The sequence below is a fragment of the Mycolicibacterium smegmatis genome, assembly GCF_001457595.1.
Taxonomy (GTDB): Bacteria; Actinomycetota; Actinomycetes; order Mycobacteriales; family Mycobacteriaceae; genus Mycobacterium; species Mycobacterium smegmatis.
In genome coordinates this window covers 6,106,008-6,130,160 of the sequence record NZ_LN831039.1, presented here as the reverse complement: position 1 = coordinate 6,130,160, position 24,153 = coordinate 6,106,008, and the positions used below count along the sequence as shown (strand labels likewise).

24 protein-coding genes are annotated in these 24,153 nt (G+C 67.3%); 15 read left to right on the top strand and 9 right to left on the bottom strand.

Annotated elements, in window-relative coordinates:
- Positions 1 to 269: 269 nt before the first annotated feature.
- The 3 genes from AT701_RS29610 to aztA are packed head-to-tail and all read right to left on the bottom strand — an operon-like array spanning position 270 to position 2,381.
- Positions 270 to 1,055 carry a LamB/YcsF family protein gene (locus tag AT701_RS29610; protein ID WP_011731005.1) on the bottom strand — a complete coding sequence of 262 codons (786 nt, stop codon included), beginning with the start codon at positions 1,053 to 1,055 and terminating at the stop codon, positions 270 to 272.
- A gap of 23 nt (positions 1,056 to 1,078) precedes the next feature.
- A complete protein-coding gene (gene bluB, locus AT701_RS29605; protein ID WP_011731004.1) occupies positions 1,079 to 1,738 on the bottom strand; it encodes a 5,6-dimethylbenzimidazole synthase in 660 nt (219 codons plus the stop codon).
- Positions 1,671 to 2,381 carry a zinc ABC transporter ATP-binding protein AztA gene (gene aztA, locus AT701_RS29600; RefSeq protein WP_003897452.1) on the bottom strand — a complete coding sequence of 237 codons (711 nt, stop codon included), beginning with the start codon at positions 2,379 to 2,381 and terminating at the stop codon, positions 1,671 to 1,673. Before aztA ends, bluB begins: the two co-directional genes overlap by 68 nt.
- A gap of 48 nt (positions 2,382 to 2,429) precedes the next feature.
- On the opposite strand from aztA, the gene aztB reads away from it, so the two are divergent.
- From aztB to aztD, 4 genes are read left to right on the top strand one after another with little or no spacing between them, the layout of a single operon-like run.
- The gene (gene aztB, locus AT701_RS29595; RefSeq protein WP_003897451.1) at positions 2,430 to 3,254 is read left to right on the top strand and encodes a zinc ABC transporter permease AztB; all 825 of its coding nucleotides are present in this window, start codon (positions 2,430 to 2,432) and stop codon (positions 3,252 to 3,254) included.
- Positions 3,251 to 4,423 carry a PQQ-binding-like beta-propeller repeat protein gene (locus tag AT701_RS29590; protein ID WP_058127118.1) on the top strand — a complete coding sequence of 391 codons (1,173 nt, stop codon included), beginning with the start codon at positions 3,251 to 3,253 and terminating at the stop codon, positions 4,421 to 4,423. Before aztB ends, AT701_RS29590 begins: the two co-directional genes overlap by 4 nt.
- Positions 4,420 to 5,322 carry a zinc ABC transporter substrate-binding protein AztC gene (gene aztC / locus AT701_RS29585; RefSeq protein ID WP_011731003.1) on the top strand — a complete coding sequence of 301 codons (903 nt, stop codon included), beginning with the start codon at positions 4,420 to 4,422 and terminating at the stop codon, positions 5,320 to 5,322. Before AT701_RS29590 ends, aztC begins: the two co-directional genes overlap by 4 nt.
- A 19-nt stretch (positions 5,323 to 5,341) precedes the next feature.
- On the top strand, positions 5,342 to 6,508 hold the full coding sequence (gene aztD / locus AT701_RS29580) for a zinc metallochaperone AztD (protein WP_011731002.1): 1,167 nt from the start codon (positions 5,342 to 5,344) through the stop codon (positions 6,506 to 6,508).
- Between the two features lie 49 nt (positions 6,509 to 6,557).
- Here the strand turns inward: aztD and AT701_RS29575 are convergent, their stop codons facing one another.
- A complete protein-coding gene (locus AT701_RS29575) occupies positions 6,558 to 7,694 on the bottom strand; it encodes a GTP-binding protein (protein ID WP_011731001.1) in 1,137 nt (378 codons plus the stop codon).
- Positions 7,695 to 7,751: 57 nt separating this feature from the next.
- Between AT701_RS29575 and AT701_RS29570 the strand changes: the two genes are divergently transcribed.
- Genes AT701_RS29570 through AT701_RS29555 form a run of 4 tightly spaced genes read left to right on the top strand, consistent with a single transcriptional unit; the run spans position 7,752 to position 11,546 of the window.
- Positions 7,752 to 8,759 carry a metal ABC transporter solute-binding protein, Zn/Mn family gene (locus tag AT701_RS29570; protein WP_014878542.1) on the top strand — a complete coding sequence of 336 codons (1,008 nt, stop codon included), beginning with the start codon at positions 7,752 to 7,754 and terminating at the stop codon, positions 8,757 to 8,759.
- A complete protein-coding gene (locus AT701_RS29565) occupies positions 8,746 to 9,525 on the top strand; it encodes a metal ABC transporter ATP-binding protein (RefSeq protein WP_058127117.1) in 780 nt (259 codons plus the stop codon). Before AT701_RS29570 ends, AT701_RS29565 begins: the two co-directional genes overlap by 14 nt.
- Positions 9,525 to 10,397, top strand: a complete 873-nt coding sequence (locus AT701_RS29560) for a metal ABC transporter permease (RefSeq protein ID WP_011730998.1) — start codon at positions 9,525 to 9,527, stop codon at positions 10,395 to 10,397. The genes AT701_RS29565 and AT701_RS29560 overlap by 1 nt, the downstream gene beginning before the upstream one ends.
- 48 nt (positions 10,398 to 10,445) lie before the next feature.
- Positions 10,446 to 11,546: an Rv3575c family transcriptional regulator gene (locus tag AT701_RS29555; RefSeq protein ID WP_011730997.1), complete on the top strand. Its 1,101-nt coding sequence runs from the start codon at positions 10,446 to 10,448 to the stop codon at positions 11,544 to 11,546.
- Here the strand turns inward: AT701_RS29555 and otsB are convergent, their stop codons facing one another.
- The gene (otsB, locus tag AT701_RS29550; RefSeq protein WP_011730996.1) at positions 11,547 to 12,296 is read right to left on the bottom strand and encodes a trehalose-phosphatase; all 750 of its coding nucleotides are present in this window, start codon (positions 12,294 to 12,296) and stop codon (positions 11,547 to 11,549) included. It lies immediately after the preceding gene.
- Positions 12,297 to 12,299: 3 nt separating this feature from the next.
- Positions 12,300 to 12,980, bottom strand: coding sequence for a cholesterol catabolism transcriptional regulator KstR (gene kstR / locus AT701_RS29545; RefSeq protein ID WP_058127116.1), 681 nt, complete (start codon positions 12,978 to 12,980; stop codon positions 12,300 to 12,302).
- Positions 12,981 to 13,230: 250 nt separating this feature from the next.
- On the opposite strand from kstR, the gene AT701_RS29540 reads away from it, so the two are divergent.
- Entirely contained in the window at positions 13,231 to 15,321 is a 2,091-nt protein-coding gene (locus tag AT701_RS29540; RefSeq protein ID WP_058127761.1) for an acyl-CoA dehydrogenase family protein, read from the top strand.
- Between the two features lie 80 nt (positions 15,322 to 15,401).
- On the opposite strand, the gene AT701_RS29535 is transcribed toward AT701_RS29540, so the two are convergent.
- Positions 15,402 to 15,977 carry a hypothetical protein gene (locus AT701_RS29535; RefSeq protein WP_058127115.1) on the bottom strand — a complete coding sequence of 192 codons (576 nt, stop codon included), beginning with the start codon at positions 15,975 to 15,977 and terminating at the stop codon, positions 15,402 to 15,404.
- 42 nt (positions 15,978 to 16,019) lie between these two features.
- Complete coding sequence (locus AT701_RS29530; protein ID WP_058127114.1) at positions 16,020 to 17,090, bottom strand: ferredoxin--NADP reductase; 1,071 nt, start codon at positions 17,088 to 17,090, stop codon at positions 16,020 to 16,022.
- A gap of 159 nt (positions 17,091 to 17,249) precedes the next feature.
- On the opposite strand from AT701_RS29530, the gene hsaA reads away from it, so the two are divergent.
- The 6 genes from hsaA (at position 17,250) to AT701_RS29500 (ending at position 23,522) form a co-directional block, all read left to right on the top strand.
- Positions 17,250 to 18,440, top strand: a complete 1,191-nt coding sequence (gene hsaA, locus AT701_RS29525; protein ID WP_058127760.1) for a 3-hydroxy-9,10-secoandrosta-1,3,5(10)-triene-9,17-dione monooxygenase oxygenase subunit — start codon at positions 17,250 to 17,252, stop codon at positions 18,438 to 18,440.
- 2 nt (positions 18,441 to 18,442) lie between these two features.
- On the top strand, positions 18,443 to 19,318 hold the full coding sequence (gene hsaD / locus AT701_RS29520; RefSeq protein ID WP_003897436.1) for a 4,5:9,10-diseco-3-hydroxy-5,9,17-trioxoandrosta-1(10),2-diene-4-oate hydrolase: 876 nt from the start codon (positions 18,443 to 18,445) through the stop codon (positions 19,316 to 19,318).
- A complete protein-coding gene (gene hsaC, locus AT701_RS29515) occupies positions 19,319 to 20,218 on the top strand; it encodes an iron-dependent extradiol dioxygenase HsaC (RefSeq protein ID WP_058127113.1) in 900 nt (299 codons plus the stop codon).
- Between the two features lie 7 nt (positions 20,219 to 20,225).
- Entirely contained in the window at positions 20,226 to 20,795 is a 570-nt protein-coding gene (gene hsaB / locus AT701_RS29510) for a 3-hydroxy-9,10-secoandrosta-1,3,5(10)-triene-9,17-dione monooxygenase reductase subunit (RefSeq protein WP_003897434.1), read from the top strand.
- Between the two features lie 252 nt (positions 20,796 to 21,047).
- Positions 21,048 to 22,520: a hypothetical protein gene (locus AT701_RS29505; RefSeq protein WP_058127112.1), complete on the top strand. Its 1,473-nt coding sequence runs from the start codon at positions 21,048 to 21,050 to the stop codon at positions 22,518 to 22,520.
- Positions 22,521 to 22,682: 162 nt separating this feature from the next.
- Positions 22,683 to 23,522, top strand: a complete 840-nt coding sequence (locus tag AT701_RS29500; RefSeq protein ID WP_003897432.1) for a mycofactocin-coupled SDR family oxidoreductase — start codon at positions 22,683 to 22,685, stop codon at positions 23,520 to 23,522.
- Here AT701_RS29500 and AT701_RS29495 read toward each other — a convergent pair.
- Complete coding sequence (locus AT701_RS29495) at positions 23,515 to 24,123, bottom strand: TetR/AcrR family transcriptional regulator (RefSeq protein ID WP_011730986.1); 609 nt, start codon at positions 24,121 to 24,123, stop codon at positions 23,515 to 23,517. The two genes, AT701_RS29500 and AT701_RS29495, sit on opposite strands and share 8 nt — an antisense overlap.
- Positions 24,124 to 24,153: the final 30 nt, after the last annotated feature.

The window sequence follows — 24,153 nt, the reverse complement described above, 5'->3', positions numbered from 1 at the left end:
GTGGTCACCCGCTGCCTGCTCGGCGGGCTGACGTGTGCGACGCGCCGCCGCGAACACGGGGTGATCCTGATGCTGCAACCGTGCACCGCGGACCGAAGGCCAATTGGTCCGGCGAAGTGGATCGGCCCCGTCGCGACCGAAAGTGACCTTCGGGCCGCGTGCGATTGGATCACCGACGGGTCATGGCACAGCCAGACGCTGTCGCCGCGGCTGCGCGCCGATGTCAACCTGACCAGGGCGGCTCGACGTAACTGAACTCCTCCGGTACGTCACCGGCCGGTTTCGGACCGCGCCCCGGTGAACGAGGCCAGCTCGACCGGCTCGGCCTCAAGGCGCTCGCGCACGGCCTTGGCGATCCGCACCGCGCCGGGTGAATCGCCGTGTACGCACACAGATTCCACGGTGATGTCGATGACCGTCCCGTCGACCGCCGTGACGCGTCCGTCGGTCACCATGGCCGCCACACGCTCGGCGATCTCGTGTGGATCGTGCAGCACCGCACCCGGTTCGCGCCGGGACACCAGTGTTCCGTCGGACCGGTACGCCCGGTCGGCGAACGCTTCGGACACCGTGCGCAACCCGAGGCGTCGTGCTTCGGCGAAAAACGCCGATCCGGGCAGGCCCAGCACCGGCAGGGCCGGGTCGACGGCGTGCACCGCGGCGGCCACCGCGGCGGCCTGTTCTTCGTGGCCGACGATCGTGTTGTACAGCGCGCCATGGGGTTTGACGTATCCGACACCTGACCCGGCGACGTGTGCGATGGCCTGCAGCGCACCGATCTGATAGATGATCTCGGCTTCCAGGTCCGTTGGATCCACCTCGATGAAGCGCCGGCCGAACCCTGCCAGATCCCGGTAACTCACCTGTGCGCCGATCGCCACACCGCGCTGCGCCGCGGTGCGGCAGGTCCGCAGCAGCAACGCAGGATCACCCGCGTGGAATCCGCACGCCACGTTGGCACTCGTGACGAGACCGAGCATCGCCTCGTCGTCACCGAGCTGCCACACGCCGAAGCTCTCACCCAGGTCTGCGTTGAGATCGACTGTCGACGGCACAAATCCAGCTTAAGCGTCCGGCCTTACACGGACGCGTGCTCGGGCCAGCCGTTCTCCGATACGAACTCCGGCAGGGGACGACCTGTCGTCCAGTGCTCGATCTCCAGGACCGGCCGGTCCGGAAATTCCGGCACCGGGCCGAGGCACAGGATGGCGACGGGTTCGGCGCCGTCAGGCATACCCAGCAGCTCGGCGAGCGGCTGCGGCTCGAAGATCGACACCCACCCCATGCCGAGCCCTTCGGCGCGCGCCGCCAGCCACATGTTCTGGATCGCGCACGACACCGACGCGAGATCCATGTTGGGCAGCGTGCGGCGGCCGAACACGTGCCGTTCGCGGCCTTCGCCCAGCGCGACGACGAACAGTTCCGCGCACTCCCGGATACCCTCGACCTTCAGCGCCAGGAACTCCTGCGCGCGCGGTCCGAGTGCGTCGGCGGTGTTGACGCGTTCTTCGTCGACGAGCGCGTGGATCCGGCTGCGCAGGGTGTCGTCGGTGATGCGGATGAACCGCCACGGTTGCATGAGGCCCACGCTGGGCGCGGCGTGCGCGGCGTGCAACAACCGGCTCAGGACCTCATCGGAGACGGTGCTGCCCGGGACGAACTGGCGCATGTCACGGCGTTCGGTGATCGCTCGGTATACGGCTTGCCGTTCGCTGGGGCTGAACGCATGTCGAGGCACGACCCGAGCCTAGCGTCGCGGCGTGTCCGCTCAGGCCGGTAAGGCTCAGGTGGTGCTCGAATTGGTCGAGTGCATCGCCGTCGTGGGTGGCGGCCACGATGGTGGTCCCAGAGCTCGCGAGTCGGCGAAGCTGCCGGTAGACGGTCTGCGCGCTGTCGGCGTCGAGGCTCGCGGTCGGTTCGTCGAGCAGCAGGATCGGGGCCTGCTGGGCGAATGCCTGCGCCAACAGGGTGCGTTGCCGCTGACCGCCGGACAGCTCGGTCATGCGGCACGTGCGGAGATCGTCGAGGCCCAGTTCGGTGAGCCAGAAGTCGACGATGTCGCGGTCGGCGCGCGATGGGCGGCGCAGCAGTCCCAACCGACGCCAACGACCCATCATGACCGCCTCGGCGACGGTGATCGGGAACGTCCGGGCGACCTCGTCGCGTTGGACGGCGAGGGCCACGTCGCGGGCGCACAGCTCGACCGTCCCGGAGTGTGGTCGTGACACACCTGCGATCAGGCTGAGCAATGTCGACTTACCGCAACCGTTGGGTCCCGTCACCGCGGTGCAAGCCGCCCGGGGAAATTCGACCGTCAGATCGGTGAACACCGGATTCCTGTTGTAGCCGAAGGTGATTCGGTTCAGCCGGACGGCACTCACCACGTACTCCTTTTGAAAACGATTATCATTAATGATAAGAGTTTACCTGTGAACTGGTTGGTTGCTCCGTTCGGCTCGGAGCTCGTCGTGCGCGGTGCTGTCGCAGGGTCGCTGGTGGCGTTGATGTGCGCGATCGTCGGGACCTGGGTGGTGTTACGCGGCTCGGTGTTCCTCGGCGACGCGATGTCGCACGGCATGCTGCCGGGCGTGGCCGCGGCATCGGCGCTCGGCGGCAATCTGCTGGCCGGCGCGCTGACCGCCGCGCTCGCGATGGCCTACGGCGTGTCCGTGCTCAGCCGAACCGCGCGGTTCTCCTCGGATACGAGCATCGGCCTTCTCCTCGTCGGCATGCTCGCGGTCGGGGTCATCGTGGTATCGCATTCGAACAGTTACGCGGTCGATCTGACCGCCTTCCTCTTCGGCGACGTGCTCGGCGTGCGGCTCGGTGACATCGCTGTGCTCACCGGCGCGCTCGTGCTCGTCGCCGTCATCGCCTTCGTCGGACGCCGGGCGTTCATCGCGGCCACCTTCGATGTGCGGAAAGCCGCGACGCTGGGGCTCAGCCCCGCATCGGCCGGCATCGTGCTGACCGTGCTGATCGCCGTCGCGATCGTCGCGTCCTTCCATGTGGTCGGCACGCTGCTGGTACTCGGCCTGCTGGTGGCACCCCCGGCGGCCGCCACGCTGTGGGCGCACTCGATCGGCCGCATCATGCTGCTCGCCGCCGTCGTCGGGGTGGTGTCGGTGTGGCTGGGCCTGCTGCTGTCCTGGCATGCCGCAACCGCAGGCGGCGCGAGCATCGCCGCCGTCGCGGTCGCACTGTTCTTCTGCTCGGCGGCAGCATCCGCGGTGTTGCGGCGGGCGGCGGCATGAGGGCAGGTGTCGCCCTGGTGGGCTGCGTTCTGCTCGTGGCGGGCTGTGGTGTCGAGCAGAAGTCAACCACGCCAACGCCTTCGGCACCGACTTCGGCCGACGATACCGGCATCGATGCGCACGAGAGCTCGGAGCCGGTGACCCGGCTGGTCCTTGTCGATCCGGATACCGGTGCCACTGTGGTGTACGACGCGAGCGAGGAATCCGAGTCACCGCTCGGGGCATTCGGGCCGACGCGAGGTGTCAGCGGCGATGGGCGGTTCGCCTATCTGCGCGGCGAGAACGCGCTCACCGTCGTGGATGCGGGATCCTGGACGTTCGACCACGGCGACCATTCCCACTTCTACGTCGAGCCTGCCGCAGTTGCGGGCCGCGTCGACGGCCGGGCGGTCGACGCCAAAGGTGGTCGCGAACTCACGACCGTGCAGCGCGAGGACGGCACCGTCGAGGTCCTGGATCGCAACAGCGTTGCGCGCCAGAGCATCACCGAGGCCGACGGGTTCAACGTGTTGCGTGACGTGGCGGCCGCCGCGCCGATGGGTGACAGCGTGGTCGCGGTGTCCCGGGACGGCGCGGTCGTCGAGGTCAGCTCTGAGATCAGCGCAGAAACGCGCGAGCTCGGCCGGTGCCCTGGTGTGACGGGCGCCGTGACGATCGGCCGTGAGGTGGTGTTCGGCTGCGCCGACGGCGCCGTGCGGATCGTGAAGAAAGCAGGCCGGGTCACCGCGGAGCCGATTCCGTTGCCCGCTGGTGTGCCGCACCCCGGCCCCCTCGTGTATCGCTACGGGAGTTCGACTTTGGCCGGAATCACGGCAGACACGGTGTGGGTTCTCGACGCACGCCGCGGCACGTGGAAGTCGGTGGACGTGGCCGAGGTGGTCGCGGCGAACACCGTCTCGGGCGATGCGGTCCTGGCGCTCACGGCAGACGGCCGGCTGCGTGCGTTCGACACGGCCGACGGTCGGCAGACGGCCGCGGTCGAGCTGTTCGGCGACCGGCTGCCCGAGGGCCGGCCGGCGCCGGTGATCGAGGTCGATGCCGACCGCGCTTACGTGAACGACATCACCGGCCGGGCCGTGTACGAGATCGACTACCGCGACGGGCTACGGGTGGCGCGTACGTTCGAGACCTCCATACCGCCAGGGTTCATGGTGGAGGCGGGCCGGTGACGCGGCGGTGCATCGCGGCGTGCCTGGCGATCCTGCTGCTCGCCGCGTGCGGTGCGCCCGACGGCAGCGACGGCAGGCGGCAGATCGTCGTCACCACGACGATCCTGGGCGATGTCGTCTCGGAAGTGGTCGGTGACACCGCCGATGTCAGGGTGATGATGAAACCCAACGCCGATCCGCACTCCTATGGGCTCTCGGCAGCCGACGCGGCCGAGATGGCCCGGGCCGACCTGGTGATCTACAACGGGTTGGGCCTGGAGGAGTCGATGCAACGCCATGTCGATGCGGCAGCCGAAAACGGTGTTCGCACATTGCCTGTCGGTGACCACGTCGATCCGTTGCAGTTCTCCGCGGATGAGCACGGTGCAGCCGATCCGCATTTCTGGACCGATCCGCAACGCATGATCCTCGCCGTCGATGCGATCACCGGCCGCGTGGCCGAACTTCCCGGTATCGATCGGGCCGCGGTGGCGGCAAACGCCGCGCGCTACCGCGATGAGCTGAACAACCTGTCGGCTCACATGACGGACCGGTTCGCGGCCATTCCGGCGCAGCGCCGCAAGCTCGTCACCAACCACCACGTACTCGGCTACCTCGCAGACCGATTCGGGTTCACGGTGATCGGCGCGGTGATTCCGAGCGGCACCACACTGGCCTCACCGAGCGCATCGGACCTTGAGTCGTTGGCCGGCGCCATCAGGGATGCGGGTGTGAAGGCCATCTTCGTCGACTCGTCGCAGCCCGACCGTCTCGCGCGCGTGCTCGCCGAGCAGTCCGGGGTGCGGGTCAACGTCGTCTCGCTGTACAGCGAATCGCTCAGCGCACCGGGAACCGAGGCGGACAGCTATCTCGGGATGATGCGCACCAACACCGAAACCATTGCGAACAACCTCATTTGAGAAGAAGGAGATTCACCACATGGCAAGACCCCTGCCGCTGACCGCTGCGCTCGGCGCGTTGGCACTGATATCCACGCTTGCGGGATGTAGCGGTGAAGCCGAGCGGTCGACGGCAGAACCCATCGCCGAGCCGCTGGTCGCCACCTATGACGGCGGCCTGTACGTGCTCGACGGCACGACGTTGGATGTGGTCGCCGACATTCCGATGGAGGGATTCCTGCGCGTCAATCCAGCGGGTGATGATGCGCACGTGCTGGTGACCACGAACGAAGGCTTCCGTCTGCTCGACGCGAAGTCGGGCGAGTTGACCGAGACCACGTTCACCGCTTCCGAACCCGGTCACGTCGTTCCGCACGGCGAGCGCACCGCCTTGTTCGCCGACGGGTCGGGCGAGATCACCATTTTCGATCCGCACGAGCTGGCTGACGGCAAGCCGGAGGTCACCACGCTCTCGTCGCCGAAGCCGCATCACGGGGTGGCCGTGGTGTTGTCGGACGGTAGCTTCATTCGCACCGAAGGTGACCCGGACGAGCGCTCCGGGGCGGTCGCCTTCGACTCGAATCAGGCCGAGATCGCCCGCAGCGCCGAATGCCCCGGAATTCACGGGGAGACGGTGGTCGAGGGCGAGACGGTGGTGTTCGGTTGCGAGAACGGCGCTTTGACGTACTCGGACCGGGTCTTCACCAAGATCGCCGCCCCCGGCGACTACGGCAGGATCGGCACCGTCAAGGGCCATGACGACTCCGCGGTCGCCCTCGGTGATTTCAAGGTGGATCCGGATGCCGAGCTGGAGCGGCCGAATCAGTTCGCGTTGATCGACACCGCGGGTAACCGACTGCAGCTCGTCACGCTTCCGCCGTCGGTCAGCTACTCGTTCCGCTCATTGGCGCGCGGTCCACACGCCGAGGCATTGATCCTCGGCACCGATGGCAAGCTCTACGTCATCGATCCGGCGTCCGGGGACACCGTCAAAACCATTGCGGTGACCGAACCGTGGACCGAACCCGACGACTGGCAACAGCCCCGGCCGACGGTGTTCACCCGGGACCACGATGTCTACGTCACCGACCCGGCGACCAGGCAGCTGCACCTGGTGGATATCGAGTCCGGTGCGGTGACCAAGACCGCCACACTGGAGAACGCGCCGAACGAACTCAGCGGTGCCGTCGGGCACGAACACTCGTAGCCGTGCGAACAACCGGCGCCCGTCCATCCGGACGGGCGCCGGATTCGTATCAGTGTGCGTGCACGTGGGTGAGGTCCCAGGCCGGCAGCGGATCGGGGTAGCGCAGCCAGGCGTGTTCGCCTTGGGCCCATTCCGAATCGGTGAGCAGGGCCGAGCACAACATGTCGCCGATCGCATCCCGGTCTATGTGAACGCCGATGAACACGAGCTCCTGGCCGGGGTCCAGTTCTGTCGATGACCAGAGCTGTGCCGGCTCGATCACCAGGTTGGGACCCGCCTGCGACCAGATCGCGGCGACCGACGGCCGGCTCGCGATCCAACAGAATCCCTTGCTGCGCAACAATCCTGTCATCTTCTCGAGGGCATCGGCGAGCCGTTGCGGGTGAAACGGCCGGTCGGCCAGAAACGTCAGCGAGCCGATGCCGTACTCCTCGGTTTCGGGGGTATGGCCCATGGCGATCTCCTCGTCCCAGCCGGGCGCCTCTGCCGCGGCCACCGGGTCGAACAGTCCGGTGTCGAGCACCTCGTCGAGCGCGACCACGCCATGGTCGGTGTGCAGCAGCCGGGCGGTGGGGTTGAGCCGGCGCACCACCGCCTCGACCGCGCCGAGACGCTCGGCGGTCACCAGATCGGTCTTGTTGAGCAGGATGACGTCGGCGAACTCCACCTGGTCGACCAGGAGATCGGCCACGCTGCGCGCGTCGTTCGGTCCGGCCGTCATCTCACGCTCTGCGAGTGCCTCGCCGCGTGCCAGTTCGATCAAGAACGTCGAGACATCGACCACGGTCACGAGCGTGTCCAGGCGGGCGAGCGCACCGAGGCTGAACCCGTCATCGAACTCCCAGCTGAAGGTCGCGGCGACGGGCATCGGCTCGGAGATCCCGGTCGACTCGATGACCAGTTGATCGAACCGGTTCTGGCGGGCCAGTGCGCCGACCGCCTCGACCAGATCCTCGCGCAGTGTGCAGCAGATACAGCCGTTGGTCAGCTCGACGAGTTTCTCCTCGGTTCGGTCAAGGTGGCCTTGTCCGGCGATGAGCGCGGCGTCGATGTTGACCTCGCTCATGTCGTTGACGATCACGGCAACCCGCTTGCCGTCCCGGTTGGCGAGGATGTGATTGAGCAGGGTCGTCTTGCCTGCGCCGAGAAAGCCGGACAGAACGGTGACGGGCAACAGATCGGGCATCGCACTCCTTATCGAAAATGATTTTCAATAAGAGATCATGCGGATGTGCGTCAAGTAATGCAAACGGTTATCGTTATCGGCGTGATCTCGCCTCTCAGCGTGCGTACCCTGGCCGTCTCCGTCGCGCTTGCCGCGCCTTTTGCGCTTGCCGCATGCGGCTCCGACGAATCCTCGACGGCCGAGCCGGCGGGCGACTGCCCGACGACACCGGTGAACGTCGTCGTGAGCGTCGACCAGTGGGGCGACATCGTGTCAGAGCTCGGCGGGGCGTGCGCGAAGGTGACGACCGTGCTGGCGGGCTCTTCGGTCGACCCACACGACTTCGAGCCCTCACCATCGGACGCGGCGAAGTTCGAGGGGGCCCAGCTGGTGGTGATCAACGGCGGCCACTACGACGAGTGGGCCGGCAAGCTCGCACGAAGCTCGGCCCCGAATGCTCCTGTCGTCGCAGCCGTCGCGGACGCCGGTGCGCACGAAGACGACGCCCATGACCACGGGCACGACGAACACGGCCACGCGCACGCGGAAGAGGGCGTCAACCCGCACGCCTGGTACAGCCCGGCCGCGGTGACCACCGTCGCCGACGAGGTGACCGCGAAACTCGGTGATCTGGCGCCGGAGGCCAAGGACTATTTCGCCGAGCGGCGCGCGGCGTTCACCGAATCGATGAAGCCGTACAACCAGCTCATCGACGACATCAAGGCCAAGGCCTCCGGCAAGACATACGCGGCAACCGAAGCGGTGTTCGACGACATGGCGGCGGCCGTCGGCCTGACCGACCGCACCCCACCCGGTTACCAGGTCGCCTCGTCGAACGAGACCGACCCGTCGCCCGCCGATTTCGACGCGTTTTTGACCCTGCTGGAGAACCGCGGCGTGGACGTGCTCATCTACAACGTCCAGACCGAGGGCTCGGTGCCGCAGCAGCTGCGCACCGCGGCCGAGAGCGCGGGCATCCCGGTGGTCGAAGTGACCGAAACGGTGGCGCCTGGCGCCGATTCGTTCGAGGCTTGGCAGGTGGACCAACTCACTGCACTGGCCAAGGCGCTCGGTGTCGAGTCATAACGCCGAAACCGAACCCGCGCTGGTCTTCGACGACGTCAGCGTCGTGCGGGGCGGTCGCCTGATCTGGTCGGAGGGCACGTTCACCATCCCCTCCGGCGGCATCGTCGCGCTGATCGGGTCCAACGGTTCCGGCAAGTCGACCATGCTGCAGGTCATCCTGGGCCTGCTGCCGGTCGCGTCGGGTTCGGTGCGCGTGCTCGGCGGCAGGCCAGGCGAGCACAACGACCAGATCGGGTACGTGCCGCAGGACTACGTGGCGGGCGCGGGCGAGGCGATCCGCGCGCGTGACGCCGTGACGCTCGGGCTCACCGGTCACCGCTGGGGGATGCGCCGGGTCACGGCCGAGGAGAAGGCCAGGGTCGACCAGGCGCTCGCAGCTGTCGAGGCCACCGAGTTCGCCGACCGCCGCGTCTCGCAACTGTCCGGCGGACAGCGTCAGCGCATCGCGCTGGCCAACGCGCTGGTGGCACATCCGCGGATGCTGATCCTCGACGAGCCGCTCGCGGCGCTCGACCTGCGCAGCCAGCACGAGATCGTGCAGCTTCTCGCGCGGGTCAACTCCGAGTACCAGGTGACCATCATCGTCGTCGCGCACGACCTCAACCCGCTGCTGAGCGTGCTCGACAGCGCCATCTACCTGCTCGACGGGCACGCCCACCACGCGCCCATGGACGTCGTCAACGCAGACCTGCTCACGCATCTGTACGGCACCAAGGTGCAGGTCGCCAACACCCTGCAGGGGCAGATGTACATGAGGAGCGAGTGATGCCGCCGGGCGATCTGGCGCAGACGTATCTGGCGATCGGCTACCAGCACAACTGGTTGCACATCCTCGGATCGGCGTTCATGCGCAACGCGCTGATCGGCGGCACCCTGGTGGCGCTCGCGGCCGGGCTGATCGGCTACTTCATCATCGTGCGCAACACCGCCTTCGCGGCCCACGCTCTGGCACACATCGGCCTTCCCGGTGCCACCGGCGCCGCGCTGCTCGGGCTGCCCGCGGTGCTCGGCCTCGGTGTGTTCTGCGTCGCGGGTGCCGTGGTGATCGGCGCCCTCGGCAAGCAGGCGCACGACCGTGAGGTCGCGACCGGCACCGTCCTGGCACTGGCGACCGGCTTCGGGTTGTTCTTCAACTCGCTGGCCACCAAGAACTCCTCGACGCTCACCAACGTGCTCTTCGGAAATCTGCTGGCGATCACACACGAGCAGCTGCTGACGTTCACGGCGCTGCTGCTCGTGTTGGCCGCCGCGATCGTATTCATCTACCGTCCACTGCTGTTCGCGTCGGTCAACGCTCAGGTCGCCGAGGCCAAGGGTGTCCCGGTGCGCACACTGTCGGTGGTGTTCATGGTGCTGCTGGGCGTCGCGGTCACGATGGCCGTGCAGGCCGTCGGCACGCTGCTGCTGTTCGCGCTCGTGGTGACACCGGCCGCGACGGCGATCACGCTCACGGCCCAGCCCCGGCTGGCGATGGCGATCTCGACCGTGATCAGTCTGCTCTCGGTGTGGGCCGGTCTGGTGCTCTCGGCGGTGTTCAACCTGCCGCCGAGTTTCGTGATCGTGACCATCGCGTGCGTGTTCTGGTTCGTTGTGTGGGCGGCGAACCGCGCCAGGCGGTCGGCGGTGGCGCGCCCGTAAACCCCTCGGTCACGGGCGGGGACGGGCCATCTACTACGCTCAGAGGGCATGCCACGGAGTCCACATCCGCCCCGGCGGGCCACGCTGGCCTCTTTGGCAGCCGAGTTGAAGGTTTCGCGTACCACGATCTCCAACGCGTACAACCGCCCCGATCAATTGTCGGCGGATCTGCGCGAGCGCATCTTCGACGCGGCCAAGCGGCTCGGATATCCGGGCCCGGACCCGGTGGCACGGTCACTGCGCACCCGCAAGGCCGGTGCGGTCGGTCTCATGATCACCGAACCGCTCGACTATTCGTTCAGCGATCCCGCCGCACTCGATTTCGTTGCCGGTCTTGCCGAATCGTGTGAGGAAGCCGGGCAGGGCCTGCTGTTGGTCGCCGTCGGGCCCAACCGCACCTTCGAAGAGGGGTCCAATTCCGTGCTCGCGGCGGGTGTCGACGGGTTCGTGGTCTACTCGGCGTCCGACGACGATCCGTATCTGCCTGTGTTGCAGCAACGTCAGTTGCCGATGGTGGTGGTCGACCAACCGAAGGACGTGCCAGGGGTCTCTCGCATCAGCATCGACGATCGCGGGGCCATGCGCGAACTCGCCGAGTACGTCCTGGAACTCGGTCACCGCGACATCGGCCTGCTCACCATGCGGCTGGGACGCGACTGGCCCCACGGTGATCCGCGTCCGGCACTCGCCGACCCGGAACGGGTGCTCTCACCACATTTCCACGTACAACGCGAACGCATCCACGGCGTGTACGACGCGATGTCCGCGGCCGGTTTGGACCCGTCGTCATTGACCGTCGTCGAGAGCTATGAGCACCTGCCCACGTCCGGAGGCGCGGCTGCCGAGGTGGCGCTGGAGGTGAACCCGCGTATCACGGCGCTGATGTGTACGGCCGACGTGCTGGCCCTCTCGGCGATGGATCACCTGCGGTCGCGCGGCATCTACGTGCCCGGCCACATGACCGTGACGGGCTTCGACGGGGTGCGCGACGCGCTGCGTCGCGGGTTGACCACCGTGAAGCAGCCCAGCATGGAAAAAGGCCGTCGCGCCGGGCATTTGCTGCACAATCCACCAGGATCGGGTCTGCCGGTGATCGACGTTCTGGAGACCGAGGTGGTGCGCGGCCGGACGTCCGGTCCGCCGGCGTGACTATGCGCCGCGGCGCACGGCGAGAAGGTGATCAAGCGCTGCGGCAACGTCTTCCGGTGAGTCGACACGGTACGCCGCGAGGCTCTCACCCGGTCCGACCTTGACGCCGACGTCGTCGCCGCGCAACCGGCGGAACGCCTTCTCGTCGGTGACGTCGTCGCCGAAAAACACCACTGCCGTGGCGTTTTCCTGTTGCCGCAGGATGTCGACCGCCTCACCCTTGTCGGTCTGGATAACCGCGAATTCGAGCACTGCCTTGCCCTCGGTGAGCTGAGCGTCCCACTCCGCGGCGGCCGTGCGTGCCTCGGTCAACGCGGCCGCGCCGTGTTCGGGCGAGGCGTTACGCACGTGCAGCGCAACGCTTGCCGGTTTGGTCTCCACGGTGACACCGGGCCTGCCCGATGCGATCGTGTGGAGCCGATCGGTGATCCGTTGCAGCAGAGCGGTGTCGATGTCGTGGCCGAACCCGGAGGTGAACTCCGCGCCGTGGCTTCCCACCAGGTGCACCGTGTCCGGCATCCCGGACAATGCGCGCAGCACCTCGAGGGCACGTCCGGAGATCAGCGCCGAGGCGGTCTGCGGCAGTTCCGCGAGTGCGGCGAGGGCCTCGGCGGCATCGGCGAGCGGCCGCGCGTCGGCGGGGTTGTTGACGATCGGCGCGAGTGTGCCGTCGAAATCGGATGTGACCAGCAGGTGCGGTGTGGCAGCGACCGCGGTGAGCGCGCGCTGCAGATCCCCCGAAAGACTCACCCGCTAGATCTTAGGTTGCTCCTCGGTGCCGATCAGCAGGCGCACGGCGAGGTCGAGGCGCTTGCTCACGTCGGTGGCCGAGGCGCGCCGGGTGAGCCAGGCCAGCAGGTTCGACAGCCACACATCCGAGATCACGCGGGCGATGTGGTACTGGTCCTCGGTGGGTTCGCCGTCGCTCATGGCACGCGCGAACATCGAGTCCATGAGCTTGCCGACGTGATCCACCTCGCCCGCGGCCGAGGCGTCGGCGAACACGAACGCGCGGGTCATGGCCTCGGTGAGCAGGGGATTGCGCTGCATGGCGCGGTTGAGCTTGCCGACCATGAAGTTGAGCCGCTGATACGGCGTGCCGCCGGCCAGCGCGGCGCGGTCGGTCTTGGCGTCGATGCGTTCGAATTCGCGTCCGAGTGCCGAGACCAGCAGGTGCACCTTCGACGGGAAGTAGCGGTACAGCGTGCCCACCGCGACATCGGCGCGTTCGGCCACCGCGCGCATCTGCACTGCCTCGTAGCCACCCTTGGAGGCGATGGCCAGCGTCGCGTCGAGAATGCGCTTGCGCCGTTCGCGCTGGGCTTCCGAGCCCAGTTCGGACTCGGAGAGAACCGCCACGTTGGTCACCTCACGTGGTTTCAAGTCCGACCCGGACGACGGCTCGGGCCGTGTTGGCTGTGAGTTTCCGGCCATGGGACGGGCGGCTCCTTCTCGATGCGGGCTTAACGAGAACGATAAGCACGCAGCTCTCTATTCCTACATTCCCAAGCTGGTGAACGGCGACGTACTCAGCCTGGATGCGGGTCGACTTGACGGTCGAACGCTGTCACTATTAGAACACGTTCTAGTGAGAAGCATGGACTTCTCGCACTACGGCTAGGAGTTGACTGTGTCACTGTTGTCGGCGGGGGCGGGCACCTCCGAGGAGTTCGCCGCCCGCGATATGGTCCGCAGCTGGGCGTCGGCGTCCGGCGCGGTCGCGGCCGTGCGGGAGTCCGAGACCGACCCCCAGGCGTGGCGGGCGGCGTATCAGGGTTTCGCCGAACTCGGCATCTTCGGCGTCGCCGTGCCCGATGAGCTCGGCGGAGCCGGCAGTACGGTCGCCGACCTCGCCGCGATGATCGACGAGGCCGCCGCGGCGCTGGTGCCGGGGCCCGTGGTCACGACCGCGCTGGCGACCCTGCTGGTCACCGACACGGGGCTGCTTGAGGCCCTGATGTCCGGAGAGCGCACGGCCGGTGCCGCGCTGAGCGCCGATGTCACCGTCGTCGACGGATGTGCTTCCGGCACAGTCGAATTCGTGCTCGGCGCCGATGCGGCCGGGGTGCTGCTGCTGCCCGCGGGCGACGATGTGCTGCTGCTCGACGCCGGTGCCGACGGGGTGAGCGTGGAACCGCTCACCGCGACGGACTTCTCGATCCCGCTGGCACGCGTCGAGCTGGACAACGCACCCGCCGAGGTGCTGCCGGTGTCGCGGCAGCGCTTCTCCGATCTGGCCGCCACGCTGCTGGCGGCCGAGGCGGCCGGATTGGCGCGGTGGACGCTGAACACCGCGACCGAGTACGCGAAGGTGCGCGAACAGTTCGGCAAGCCGATCGGCAGCTTCCAGGCGATCAAGCACATGTGCGCCGAGATGCTGCTGCGCTCCGAGCAGATCGCGGTCGCCGCGGCCGACGCCGCGAAGGCCGTGGCCGAGTCGGACGGGTCCGACTCCGCGACGCAGTTGTCGATCGCGGCCGCGGTGGCCGTCGCCACCGGCATCGACGCGGCCAAGGCCAACGCCAAGGACTGCATCCAGGTGCTCGGCGGCATCGGCATCACGTGGGAGCACGACGCGCACCTGTACCTGCGGCGTGCCTACGGCATCGCGCATTTCCTCGGCGGCAGCCGCCGCTGGGTGCGACGCGTCGCGGCGTTGACGCGGCAGGGCGCCCGCCGGGACATCGACATCGACCTGGAGTCGGTGGCCGATCTGCGGCCCGAGATCAGCGCCGCGGTGGCCGAGGTCGCTGCGCTGCCGGAAGAGAAGCGTCAGGTCGCGCTGGCCGAATCGGGCCTGCTGGCGCCGCACTGGCCGAAGCCATACGGCCGCAACGCCTCGCCGGCCGAGCAGTTGCTGATTGACCAGGAACTCGCCGCGGCCGAGGTCGAGCGGCCCGATCTGGTGATCGGGTGGTGGGCCGTGCCGACCATCCTCGAGCACGGCAGCCCCGAGCAGATCGAGCAGTTCGTGCCCGCAACGCTGCGCGGTGACCTGTTCTGGTGCCAGCTGTTCTCCGAGCCGGGCGCGGGTTCGGATCTCGCGGCGCTGCGCACGAAAGCGGTTCGCGCCGAGGGGCCGAACGGTGAGCCGGGATGGAAGCTCACGGGTCAGAAGGTGTGGACCTCCGCCGCGCAGAACGCGCACTGGGGTGTGTGCCTGGCACGTACGGACCCGGATGCCCCGAAGCACAAGGGCATCACGTACTTCCTCGTCGACATGAAGACCCCGGGCATCGTGATCCGCCCGCTGCGTGAAATCACCGGCGACGAGCTGTTCAACGAGGTCTTCTTCGACGACGTGTTCGTGCCCGACACCATGGTCGTCGGCACGGTCAACGACGGCTGGCGGCTCGCGCGCACCACGCTGGCCAACGAGCGCGTGGCGATGGCAGGCGGTACCGCGCTGGGCAACCCGATGGAGGAGGTGCTGCGCGCGGTGGAGGCGCAGCCCGAGTTCGACCCGGCCGACCAGGACCGTCTGGGCGCGCTGATCGTCACTGCGCAGGTGGGCTCACTGCTGGATCAGCGCATCGCGCAGCTGGCCGTCAGCGGCCAGGACACCGGAGCGCAGGCCAGCGCACGCAAACTGATCGGCGTGCGGTACCGGCAGGCGCTCGCGGAGTTCCACATGGAGCTCACCGAGGGTGGCGGCGCCGTGCGCAACCGCGAGGTCCACACGTTCCTCAACACCCGCTGCCTGACCATCGCCGGTGGCACCGAGCAGATCCTGCTGACGTTGGCCGGTGAGCGGCTGCTGGGCCTGCCGCGCTGATTTCCTGCGCCGAGCGTGGGGCCTGTGCACGGATTCCGGCCGACAACCGTGCACAGGGCCCACGGTGACCGTTTGCCGCGTCAGCTGAACTTGGTCTGGGCGCAGGCGGGGGGAGTCGTGACGTTGGACCCGCCGCGCACCACCTGGATCACCGAGCACGCGATGAACGTGGCGTCGGTGTTGGGGTGGCCCTTGTACCAGTCGATCGGTGTCGAGTCGCCGTCGACGGTGAACCGCTCGATCGGTCCGCCGCCGAAGTAGGTCACCGAGATCTCGACGGTGTTGAGCGACTTCTTGAGCGCCGACAGCACGTTGTCGTGGTTGGCGCCCTTGTCCTCGCGCGGCATGCCCGCCGGCGCGCTGTAGAAGGCCTCCTGCCACACGGCGCGGTCCGAGCTGCGCAGCGTGATGGTCTGCCGCGCCCAGGTGTCGCCGGGGAAACCGGTCGGGGCGCCCCCGGCGAGCAGGTTGGCCCACGTCTTGAACGTGCAGCGGCTGGTGGCCAGCGTGCAGTTGGCGTCGACGTGCATCTCCACGGCGGTGGCCGGGTCGATCGGCACCGAGGTGTGGCCCGAATCGGAGGCCGCCGACGCCGGCGCCGACGTGAGTGTCCCGGTCACCAGCGCTGCGGCAGCGCAGGCAGCGAGTCGCCGCATGGCGGTCCCTGTCGAAGTCATCGTCAAGAAACTAGCCTCTCGCTATTCGTCGTAGGTGACTTCGACGGAATCGGACACGGGTGTCGCCTGGCAACCCAGGATCAGACCCTCCTCGAGATCCGACGGCTCCAGCACGTCGTTGATCTCCATGTGCACCTCGCCGGATTTCTTGAGCACCGCGCAGGCGCCGCAGTGTCCCTCGCGGCACGAGAACGGCGCGTCGAGACCCTTGTCCAGCAGTACATCGAGCAGCTTGGCCGAACGCGGCCAACGGATCTCGTGTGTGGTGCCGTCCAGCGTCACCACAGCGGTCGCCGGGCCCTGGTCGTCCCCGTCGTCCCCGTCGTCCTCGGGGATCACGACCGCGGCGAACGGATCGGACTCCAGCGACTTGAACACCTCGATGTGGATGTGGTCGTCGGGGGTGCCCGCGGCGCGCAGCGCGTCCTCGGCTGCGGTCATGAACGGACCGGGCCCGCAGATGAACGCCTCACGCCCGGCGAACGGCTTGGCGAGCGCGCCGAGGCCGGCCGCCGTCGGCAGGCCCTGCACGGTCTCCAGCCAGTGCACCACGGTCAGCCGGTCGGGGTATTTCGCGCCCAGTTCGCGCAGTGCGCCAGCGAAGATCACCGAGTTCTCGTCGCGGTTGGCGTAGATCAGCACCACGTTGCCGGTGCCCTCGGCGAGCGCGGATTTGCAGATCGCCATCATCGGCGTGATGCCGCTGCCCGCGGCCAGAAGCAGGAAGTCGGTGTCGAGGTCCTTCGGCACGAACGTACCCGAGGGCGCCAGGACGTGGATGCGCATGCCGGCGTGGGCGTTGTCGCACAGCCAGTTCGAGGCGTAACCGTCGGCGGTGCGCTTGACCGTCACCGTGAGCCGGTCGTCGGTGGTCGGCGACGAGGACAGCGAGTAGCAGCGTGCGACCGACCCGGTGCGGTCGCTGGGGACCCGCAGCGTCAGGAACTGGCCGGGGGAGTACCGAAGCCGGTCCGCGGCGATCTCGGCGCCCTCGGGCACCGTGAACACCAGGGAGCGGGCGTCGGAGGTCTCCTCGACGACCTCGGCCACCTGCAGTTCGAGCACGTGGCTGCCCAGGGGCTCATCAGTCACGGGGTGACCCTTTCTCTTCTGCAAATCAGCCAGAACTAGAACAGGTTACAAAACTACAGTTGCGCAGGTCCAGCCGATGTTTTGCAGCGCTACTCGACACAAATCGTAACGTGTTCTAATCTCTGTCTAGTTGTGGATCTCGATCCGGGAGGCAATTCAGTGACGTCCATTGAACAGCGTGACGTGCAGGCGGTCCTCGCCGGCGTTGATGATCTGCTGCCGAAGCTGCGGGAACGCGCCCAGGCCGCGGAGGAGCTGCGTCAGATCCCGCAGGAGTCGATCGACGAACTCGATGAGCTCGGCTTCTTCAAGCTGTTGCAGCCCGAGCAGTGGGGTGGCCTGCAGGCCGATCCGACGGTGTTCTACGAGGCCGTTCGCCGGCTGGCCAGCGCGTGCGGATCCACCGGGTGGGTCGCATCGATCATCGGCGTGCACAACTGGCACCTCGCGCTGTTCGATCAGAAGGCCCAGGACGAGGTGTGGGGCGACGATCCGACCGTCCGGGTGTCCTCGTCGTACGCGCCGATGGGCGCGGGCGTGGTCACCGAGACCGGCGACGGCTACATCGTCAACGGCGCCTGGCAGTGGTCGTCCGGCAGCGAGCACGCCACGTGGGCGTTCCTCGGCGGCCCGGTGATCAAGGACGGCCGCCCGGTCGACTTCGGCAGCTTCCTGATCCCGCGCACCGAGTACACGATCGACGACGTGTGGCACGTGGTCGGTCTGCGCGGCACCGGCAGCAACACGATCGTGGTCAAGGACGTCTTCGTGCCGCGCCATCGCTTCCTGTCCTACAAGGCCATGAACGACGGCACCGCGGGTGGATATGCGACCAACACCGCGCCGGTGTACAAGATGCCTTGGGGCACCGTGCATCCCACGACCATCTCGGCACCCATCGTGGGCATGGCCTACGGCGCGTACGCGGCCCACGTCGAGCATCAGGGCAAGCGTGTGCGTGCGGCGTTCGCCGGTGAGAAGTCCAAGGACGATCCGTTCGCCAAGGTCCGTATCGCCGAGGCCGCCAGCGATATCGACGCCGCGTGGCGTCAGCTGATCGGAAACGTGGGCGAGGAATACGAACTGCTCAAGGCGGGCAAGGAGATCCCGTTCGACCTGCGCGCCCGTGCCCGCCGCGATCAGGTGCGTGCCACGGGCCGCGCCATCGCCTCGATCGACCTGCTCTTCGAATCGGCCGGCGCCACGGCGTTGATCAACACCGCACCGCTGCAACGGTTCTGGCGCGATGCGCATGCGGGTCGCGTGCACGCCGCCAACGAACCCGAGCGTGCCTACCTGATCTTCGGCAACCACGAATTCGGTCTTCCGCCCGCGGACACGATGGTCTGATGGTGACTGCCACACAGGAGATCACGTTCGAATCCACCTCGCGCTTCGCCGATGTGCAGGCCGGCGAGCTGGCCATGCGGTTGCACTACCACGAGGCCGGTGACCCGTCCGCGCAGACCATCGTGCTGCTGCACGGCGGCGGTCCCGGTGCGGCCAGCTGGTCGAACTTCGGCCGCAACATCGCGGTGCTCGCCGAGCATTTCCACGTGCTGGCCGTCGATCAGCCCGGTTACGGGCTGTCGGACAAGCACACCGAACACGAGCAGTACAACCGCTACAGCGCCAAGGCCGTGCGCGGCCTGCTCGACCACCTCGGTGTCGAGGGCCGAGTTCCGCTGCTGGGCAACTCACTCGGCGGCGGTACGGCGGTGCGGTTTGCGCTCGACTACCCCGACCGGGCCGGCAAGCTCGTGCTGATGGGTCCCGGTGGGCTCAGCGTCAACCTGTTCGCGCCCGATCCCACCGAGGGCGTCAAGGCGCTCGCGAAGTTCAACGTCGAACCGACGCGCGAGAATCTCGAAGCCTTCCTGCGGATCATGGTGTTCGACCAGAAGCTCATCACGCCGGAGCTGGTCGAGGAGCGGTTCGCGATCGCCAGCACGCCGGAATCGCTGGCCGCCACCAGGGCGATGGGGAAGTCCTTCGCCGGAGCGGACTTCGAGCTCGGCATGATGTGGCGCGAGGTCTACAAGCTGCGTCAGCCGGTGCTGCTGATCTGGGGCCGCGAGGACCGCGTGAACCCGCTCGACGGCGCGCTCGTGGCCGTCAAACAGATTCCACGGGTTCAGCTCCACGTGTTCGGGCAGTGTGGACACTGGGCACAGGTCGAGAAGTTCGACGAATTCAACAAGCTCACCATCGACTTCCTGGGAGGCTAGATGAGCATCAAGTCGTTGGGTTATCTGCGCATCGAGGCCACCGACGTCGCGGCCTGGCGCGAGTACGGCCTCAAGGTCCTCGGCATGGTCGAGGGCAAGGGCAACACCGACGGTGCGCTCTATCTGCGTATGGACGAGTTCCCGGCGCGGCTGGTGATCGTCCCCGGTGAACACGACCGTCTGCAGGTCTCCGGCTGGGAAGCGGCGAACGCCGCCGAGCTGCAGGACATCCGCAGCCGTCTCGACGCCGCGGGCACTCCGTTCAAGGAGGGCACCTCGGCCGAGCTGGCCGAGCGCCGCGTCGACGAGATGATCGTGTTCGACGACCCCTCGGGCAACACCCTGGAGGTGTTCCACGGCGTCGCGCTCGAGCATCGCCGCGTCGTCAGCCCCTACGGGCACAAGTTCGTCACCGAGGAGCAGGGTCTCGGCCACGTCGTGCTGACCACCAAGGACGACCGCGAGACGCTGCACTTCTACCGTGACATCCTCGGTTTCAGCCTGCGCGATTCGATGAAGCTGCCCCCGCAGCTCGTGGGCCGCCCGGCCGACGGCGAACCCGCGTGGCTGCGGTTCCTGGGCGTCAACCCGCGCCACCACAGCCTGGCGTTCATGCCCGGCCAGACCCCCAGCGGCATCGTCCACCTGATGGTCGAGGTCGAGAACTCCGACGACGTCGGTCTGTGCCTTGACCGTGCGCTGCGCCGCAAGGTGAAGATGTCGGCGACGCTCGGCCGCCACGTCAACGACAAGATGCTGTCGTTCTACATGAAGACACCGGGTGGCTTCGACATCGAATTCGGTTGCGAAGGACTGGAAGTCGACGACGAAAACTGGGTTGCGCGGGAATCCACCGCGGTCAGCCTGTGGGGCCACGACTTCTCCGTCGGGTTCAAGTGACCTGCACGTGACCGCCACGCAACCGATCGACCCGCGCACGTTCCGCAATGTGCTCGGCCAGTTCTGTACCGGCGTCACCGTGATCACCACGGTGCACGAGAACGTGCCGATCGGCTTCGCGTGTCAGTCGTTCGCGGCGCTGTCGCTGGATCCGCCGCTGGTGCTGTTCTGCCCCACCAAGCAGTCGCGGGCCTGGAAGGCGATCGAGGCCACCGGGCGGTTCTGCGTCAACATGCTGCACGAGAACCAGCAGCACGTGTCGGCGCAGTTCGGCTCCAAGGCCGCCGACAAGTTCGCCGGGATCGACTGGCACCCATCGAAACTCGGATCACCGGTGATCGACGGGACGCTGGCGCACATCGACTGCACGGTGCATTCGGTGCACGACGGCGGGGACCACTTCGTGGTGTTCGGCGCGGTGCACTCGCTTTCGGAGGTGCCGAAGACCAAACCCCGTCCGCTGCTGTTCTACCGCGGCGAGTACACCGGCATCGAGCCGGACAAGAACACCCCCGCGCAGTGGCGTGACGACCTGGAGGCCTTCCTCACGGCCACCACTGACGACACCTGGTTGTAGAGGCCACACAACGAGAACCGGGCCCCTTCCGCAAGGAAGGGGCCCGTCTTCGGTGCGGGCAAATTTTCTGAAGCGTTAGTGAGGCCAGCCTTGCCTATTGATATTTAGGCAACGCTAAGCTAATTTCTGGTTGTTCCTCAGTCAATTATCAGCTTCAGGGAGATCCAGTTGCACCATCCTGCCCTTGCTTCCTCCGGTGATGCCCCAGCGGTTAGCCGGAAGGACAAGTTCCTTCTCGGTGGCGTTGCCGTAGTGGCCGCCAGCGCCATGGCCGTGACGCCGGTCGTCCATGACTCACCGGTCGTGCACCGAGCTCAAACCATCGCCTACGACCTCACGGCGACGATGGATGCCACAGCTTCTCCGCTCTCGGTCTACGGGTCGCTGATCAGCACCACGATCGACAACCTCAGCCTGCTGGGCTCCGCGGTCGCGGCGAATCCGGCACCGCTGCTGCGCCAGGTCGTGGAGAACCAGCTCGGATACGCCGCTCAGTTCGGCGCCACGTTCGAGGCGATTCCGACGTCCCTTCAGAACTGGTACAACGGCACCAACGGCAAAGTGCTCCTGGACCGGGCTCAGGCCGAACTCGAGGCCGGCAACGTCGGCGAGGCCTATCGGTGGTTCAACCACTCCATGCTGTACGCCTTCCAGGGCGCCTTCGGTCCCCTGATCGCTCCCGGGTTCATCCTTTCCGGCATCCCGCGAGGCGGAACCGAGTACTTGGTCGGCATCCCCGAGCAGATCGCGCAGAACGTCACCAATCTGGTTGCCGCGACCTTCACCTCGAGCGTCGTCGTCAGTGCCCTGTTCCAGGGTGCATTCGCGACCGTCAGCGGCCCGGCGTTCGAACTCGCCCGCATCGCCGAGTCACTCGTGACCAGCGTCTCCAGCGGGGAGGCGCTGAACGTGGTCAACATCCTGGCGAACACGCCGGGCATCCTCGTCAACGCCGCGCTCAACGGGTTCGACTACGCCGACCCCGATCCCGAGACGGGTCAGGGCGGCTTCTCCGAGTGGCCTGCGCTGCTGACGTTCGCCGAACCCGGCGAGCAGGGCGGCGTCCGGGTTGTCGCGGGCCTTCTGCAGAACCTGCTGGTGAACCTTCCCAAGACCTTCGCTGACGCGATCGACAACACGCCGGAGGTCGTACCGGCCGCTGTCACGGTTCAGCGGATCGCCGAGGACGTGACTGTTGCTCCCGTGGCGGAGCTGACCGAGTCGGTTACCGAGGCTCCGGCCGTCGCCGGGCCGGCGGTCGAGACCGCGAAGCTCGTGTCGACTGTCGGTACCGTCGAATCTGAGGCCAAGGCCCCAGCGGCCGAGGTCGAGGCCGTGAAGGCCGAGGTCGAGCCGGCCAAGGCTGAATCTGTGCCGGCCAAGGCTGAAACTGCGCCGGCCGAGGCTTCGCCGGCCGAGACCGAGCAGGCTGTCGTGGACTCCACCCCCGCCGCCTCCACCGGGGCCGACGCCGAGGGTGCGGTCAAGAGCAAGACCAAGGTCAAGGTCACTGATCGGATCAAGGCCAAGATCAGCGAGGCCAAGGAAGCTCGGCAGGCCAAGCTCAAGGCGGCCAAGGAGGCCAAGAAGGCCAAGGCTGCGGCCAAGGCCGAGGCAAAGGCAGCCAAGGAAGCCAAGGCCGCGGCCAAGGACACGAAGTCCAACACGGGCAGTGAGTCCAAGGGCAGCGGCGAATCCAAGGGCGGTTCGGACTCTTCCGAGTAGTCGGCGCTTCATGGCACTGGGCCCCATCCGGAAGGGTGGGGCCCAGTTTCGTATCTGCCGCGCGAGAGCGAGCTGACCGGTCGATCAAGAATCTGATTGACAAGTTCCCAGTTCGATGTCAGTGTTTGATCGTTCGATCAAATTAGGCGCGAAAGGGTTGCGATGGCAGGCAGGGTCGAGGGCAAGGTCGCCTTCATCACGGGCGCGGCGCGCGGTCAGGGGCGCAGTCACGCGGTGCGGCTGGCTGAGGAGGGCGCCGACATCATCGCGGTCGACGTCTGCCGACGGATCAGCTCCAATGAGGACATCCCGGCGTCGACACCCGAAGACCTGGCGGAAACCGTCGAACTGGTCAAAGGCCTCAATCGCCGGATCGTCGCCGAGGAAGTCGACGTGCGTGACTACGACGCGCTCAAGGCCGTCGTGGACAGCGGCGTCGAACAGCTCGGCGGCCTCGACATCGTGGTCGCCAACGCCGGCATCGGCAACGGCGGTGCGACGCTGGACAAGACCAGCGAGGCCGATTGGGACGACATGATCGGCGTGAACCTGTCCGGCGTCTGGAAGACCGTGAAAGCCGCTGTGCCGCAACTGATCTCCGGCGGCAACGGCGGGTCGATCATCCTCACCAGCTCGGTCGGCGGACTCAAGGCCTATCCGCACACCGGCCACTACATCGCCGCCAAGCACGGCGTGGTGGGCCTGATGCGGACCTTCGCGGTCGAACTGGGGCAGCACTCGATCCGGGTGAACTCGGTGCACCCCACGAACGTCAACACGCCGCTGTTCATGAACGAGGGCACCATGAAACTGTTCCGTCCGGATCTGGAGAACCCGGGTCCCGACGACATGGCCGTCGTGGCGCAGATGATGCACGTCCTGCCGGTCGGCTGGGTCGAGCCGCGCGACATCAGCAACGCGGTGCTGTTCCTGGCATCCGACGAGGCGCGCTACGTGACGGGTCTGCCGATGACGGTCGACGCGGGGAGCATGCTCAAGTAGCCGGCTCGGTGGGTGTGAAGCGTTGCAGTATCTGATCGACGAAGGCGCGGAACTCGGCGTGGCCCTGCGTCACGCCGACCGCCTCCTCGTTCGACAGGCTGCGCGCCGACTGCGTGAGCAACATCGACATCACGACCGGCGGGTACTGCTCGGTGTCGATGCCGTGCGTGCGCATCACCATTGCCACGGCCGTGGTCTCGATGTCGCGCACGCGCTCCGAGTACGCCTTGAGTTCGGCCCCGATCGTCTTGCGGTGGTTGGCAAGTGCCATGAACTCGGTGTTGAGCACCGAGAGGCGGGCGTCGGAGTTCAGCAGCCACAGGGCACGCAGCGGGTCGTCGGCCGCGACCGCTTCGCGCATCCGCTCCAGCGCGACGTCGGCACCGTTGCGCAGCACCGCGATGTAGAGGTCGTCGAGAGTGTCGAAGTAGTAGTACACCAACGCCGATCGGACGCCGGCCTGCGCGGCGATGCGGCGCGTGGTCGCGGCCGCGTAGCCCTCGTCGCGGATCACCTGAGCGGTCGCCTCGATGAGACGCTGCCGTGTGCCCGCATCCTTGTCCTTGGCGGTCCTCGGACCTGCCTTCACCACGCGGGCCACCGAGAGTCCTTGCGTGCCAGTCGATGTGAA

Coding starts and splice junctions, on each gene's coding strand:
- AT701_RS29590 (WP_058127118.1), top strand. CDS start 3,251: ATGAGGGCAGGTGTCGCCCTGGTGGGCTGCGTTCTGCTCGTGGCGGGC.
- aztD (WP_011731002.1), top strand. CDS start 5,342: ATGGCAAGACCCCTGCCGCTGACCGCTGCGCTCGGCGCGTTGGCACTG.
- AT701_RS29575 (WP_011731001.1), bottom strand. CDS start 7,694: ATGCCCGATCTGTTGCCCGTCACCGTTCTGTCCGGCTTTCTCGGCGCA.
- AT701_RS29570 (WP_014878542.1), top strand. CDS start 7,752: ATGCAAACGGTTATCGTTATCGGCGTGATCTCGCCTCTCAGCGTGCGT.
- AT701_RS29560 (WP_011730998.1), top strand. CDS start 9,525: ATGCCGCCGGGCGATCTGGCGCAGACGTATCTGGCGATCGGCTACCAG.
- AT701_RS29555 (WP_011730997.1), top strand. CDS start 10,446: ATGCCACGGAGTCCACATCCGCCCCGGCGGGCCACGCTGGCCTCTTTG.
- kstR (WP_058127116.1), bottom strand. CDS start 12,980: ATGGCCGGAAACTCACAGCCAACACGGCCCGAGCCGTCGTCCGGGTCG.
- AT701_RS29540 (WP_058127761.1), top strand. CDS start 13,231: ATGGTCCGCAGCTGGGCGTCGGCGTCCGGCGCGGTCGCGGCCGTGCGG.
- AT701_RS29535 (WP_058127115.1), bottom strand. CDS start 15,977: ATGCGGCGACTCGCTGCCTGCGCTGCCGCAGCGCTGGTGACCGGGACA.
- hsaC (WP_058127113.1), top strand. CDS start 19,319: ATGAGCATCAAGTCGTTGGGTTATCTGCGCATCGAGGCCACCGACGTC.
- AT701_RS29500 (WP_003897432.1), top strand. CDS start 22,683: ATGGCAGGCAGGGTCGAGGGCAAGGTCGCCTTCATCACGGGCGCGGCG.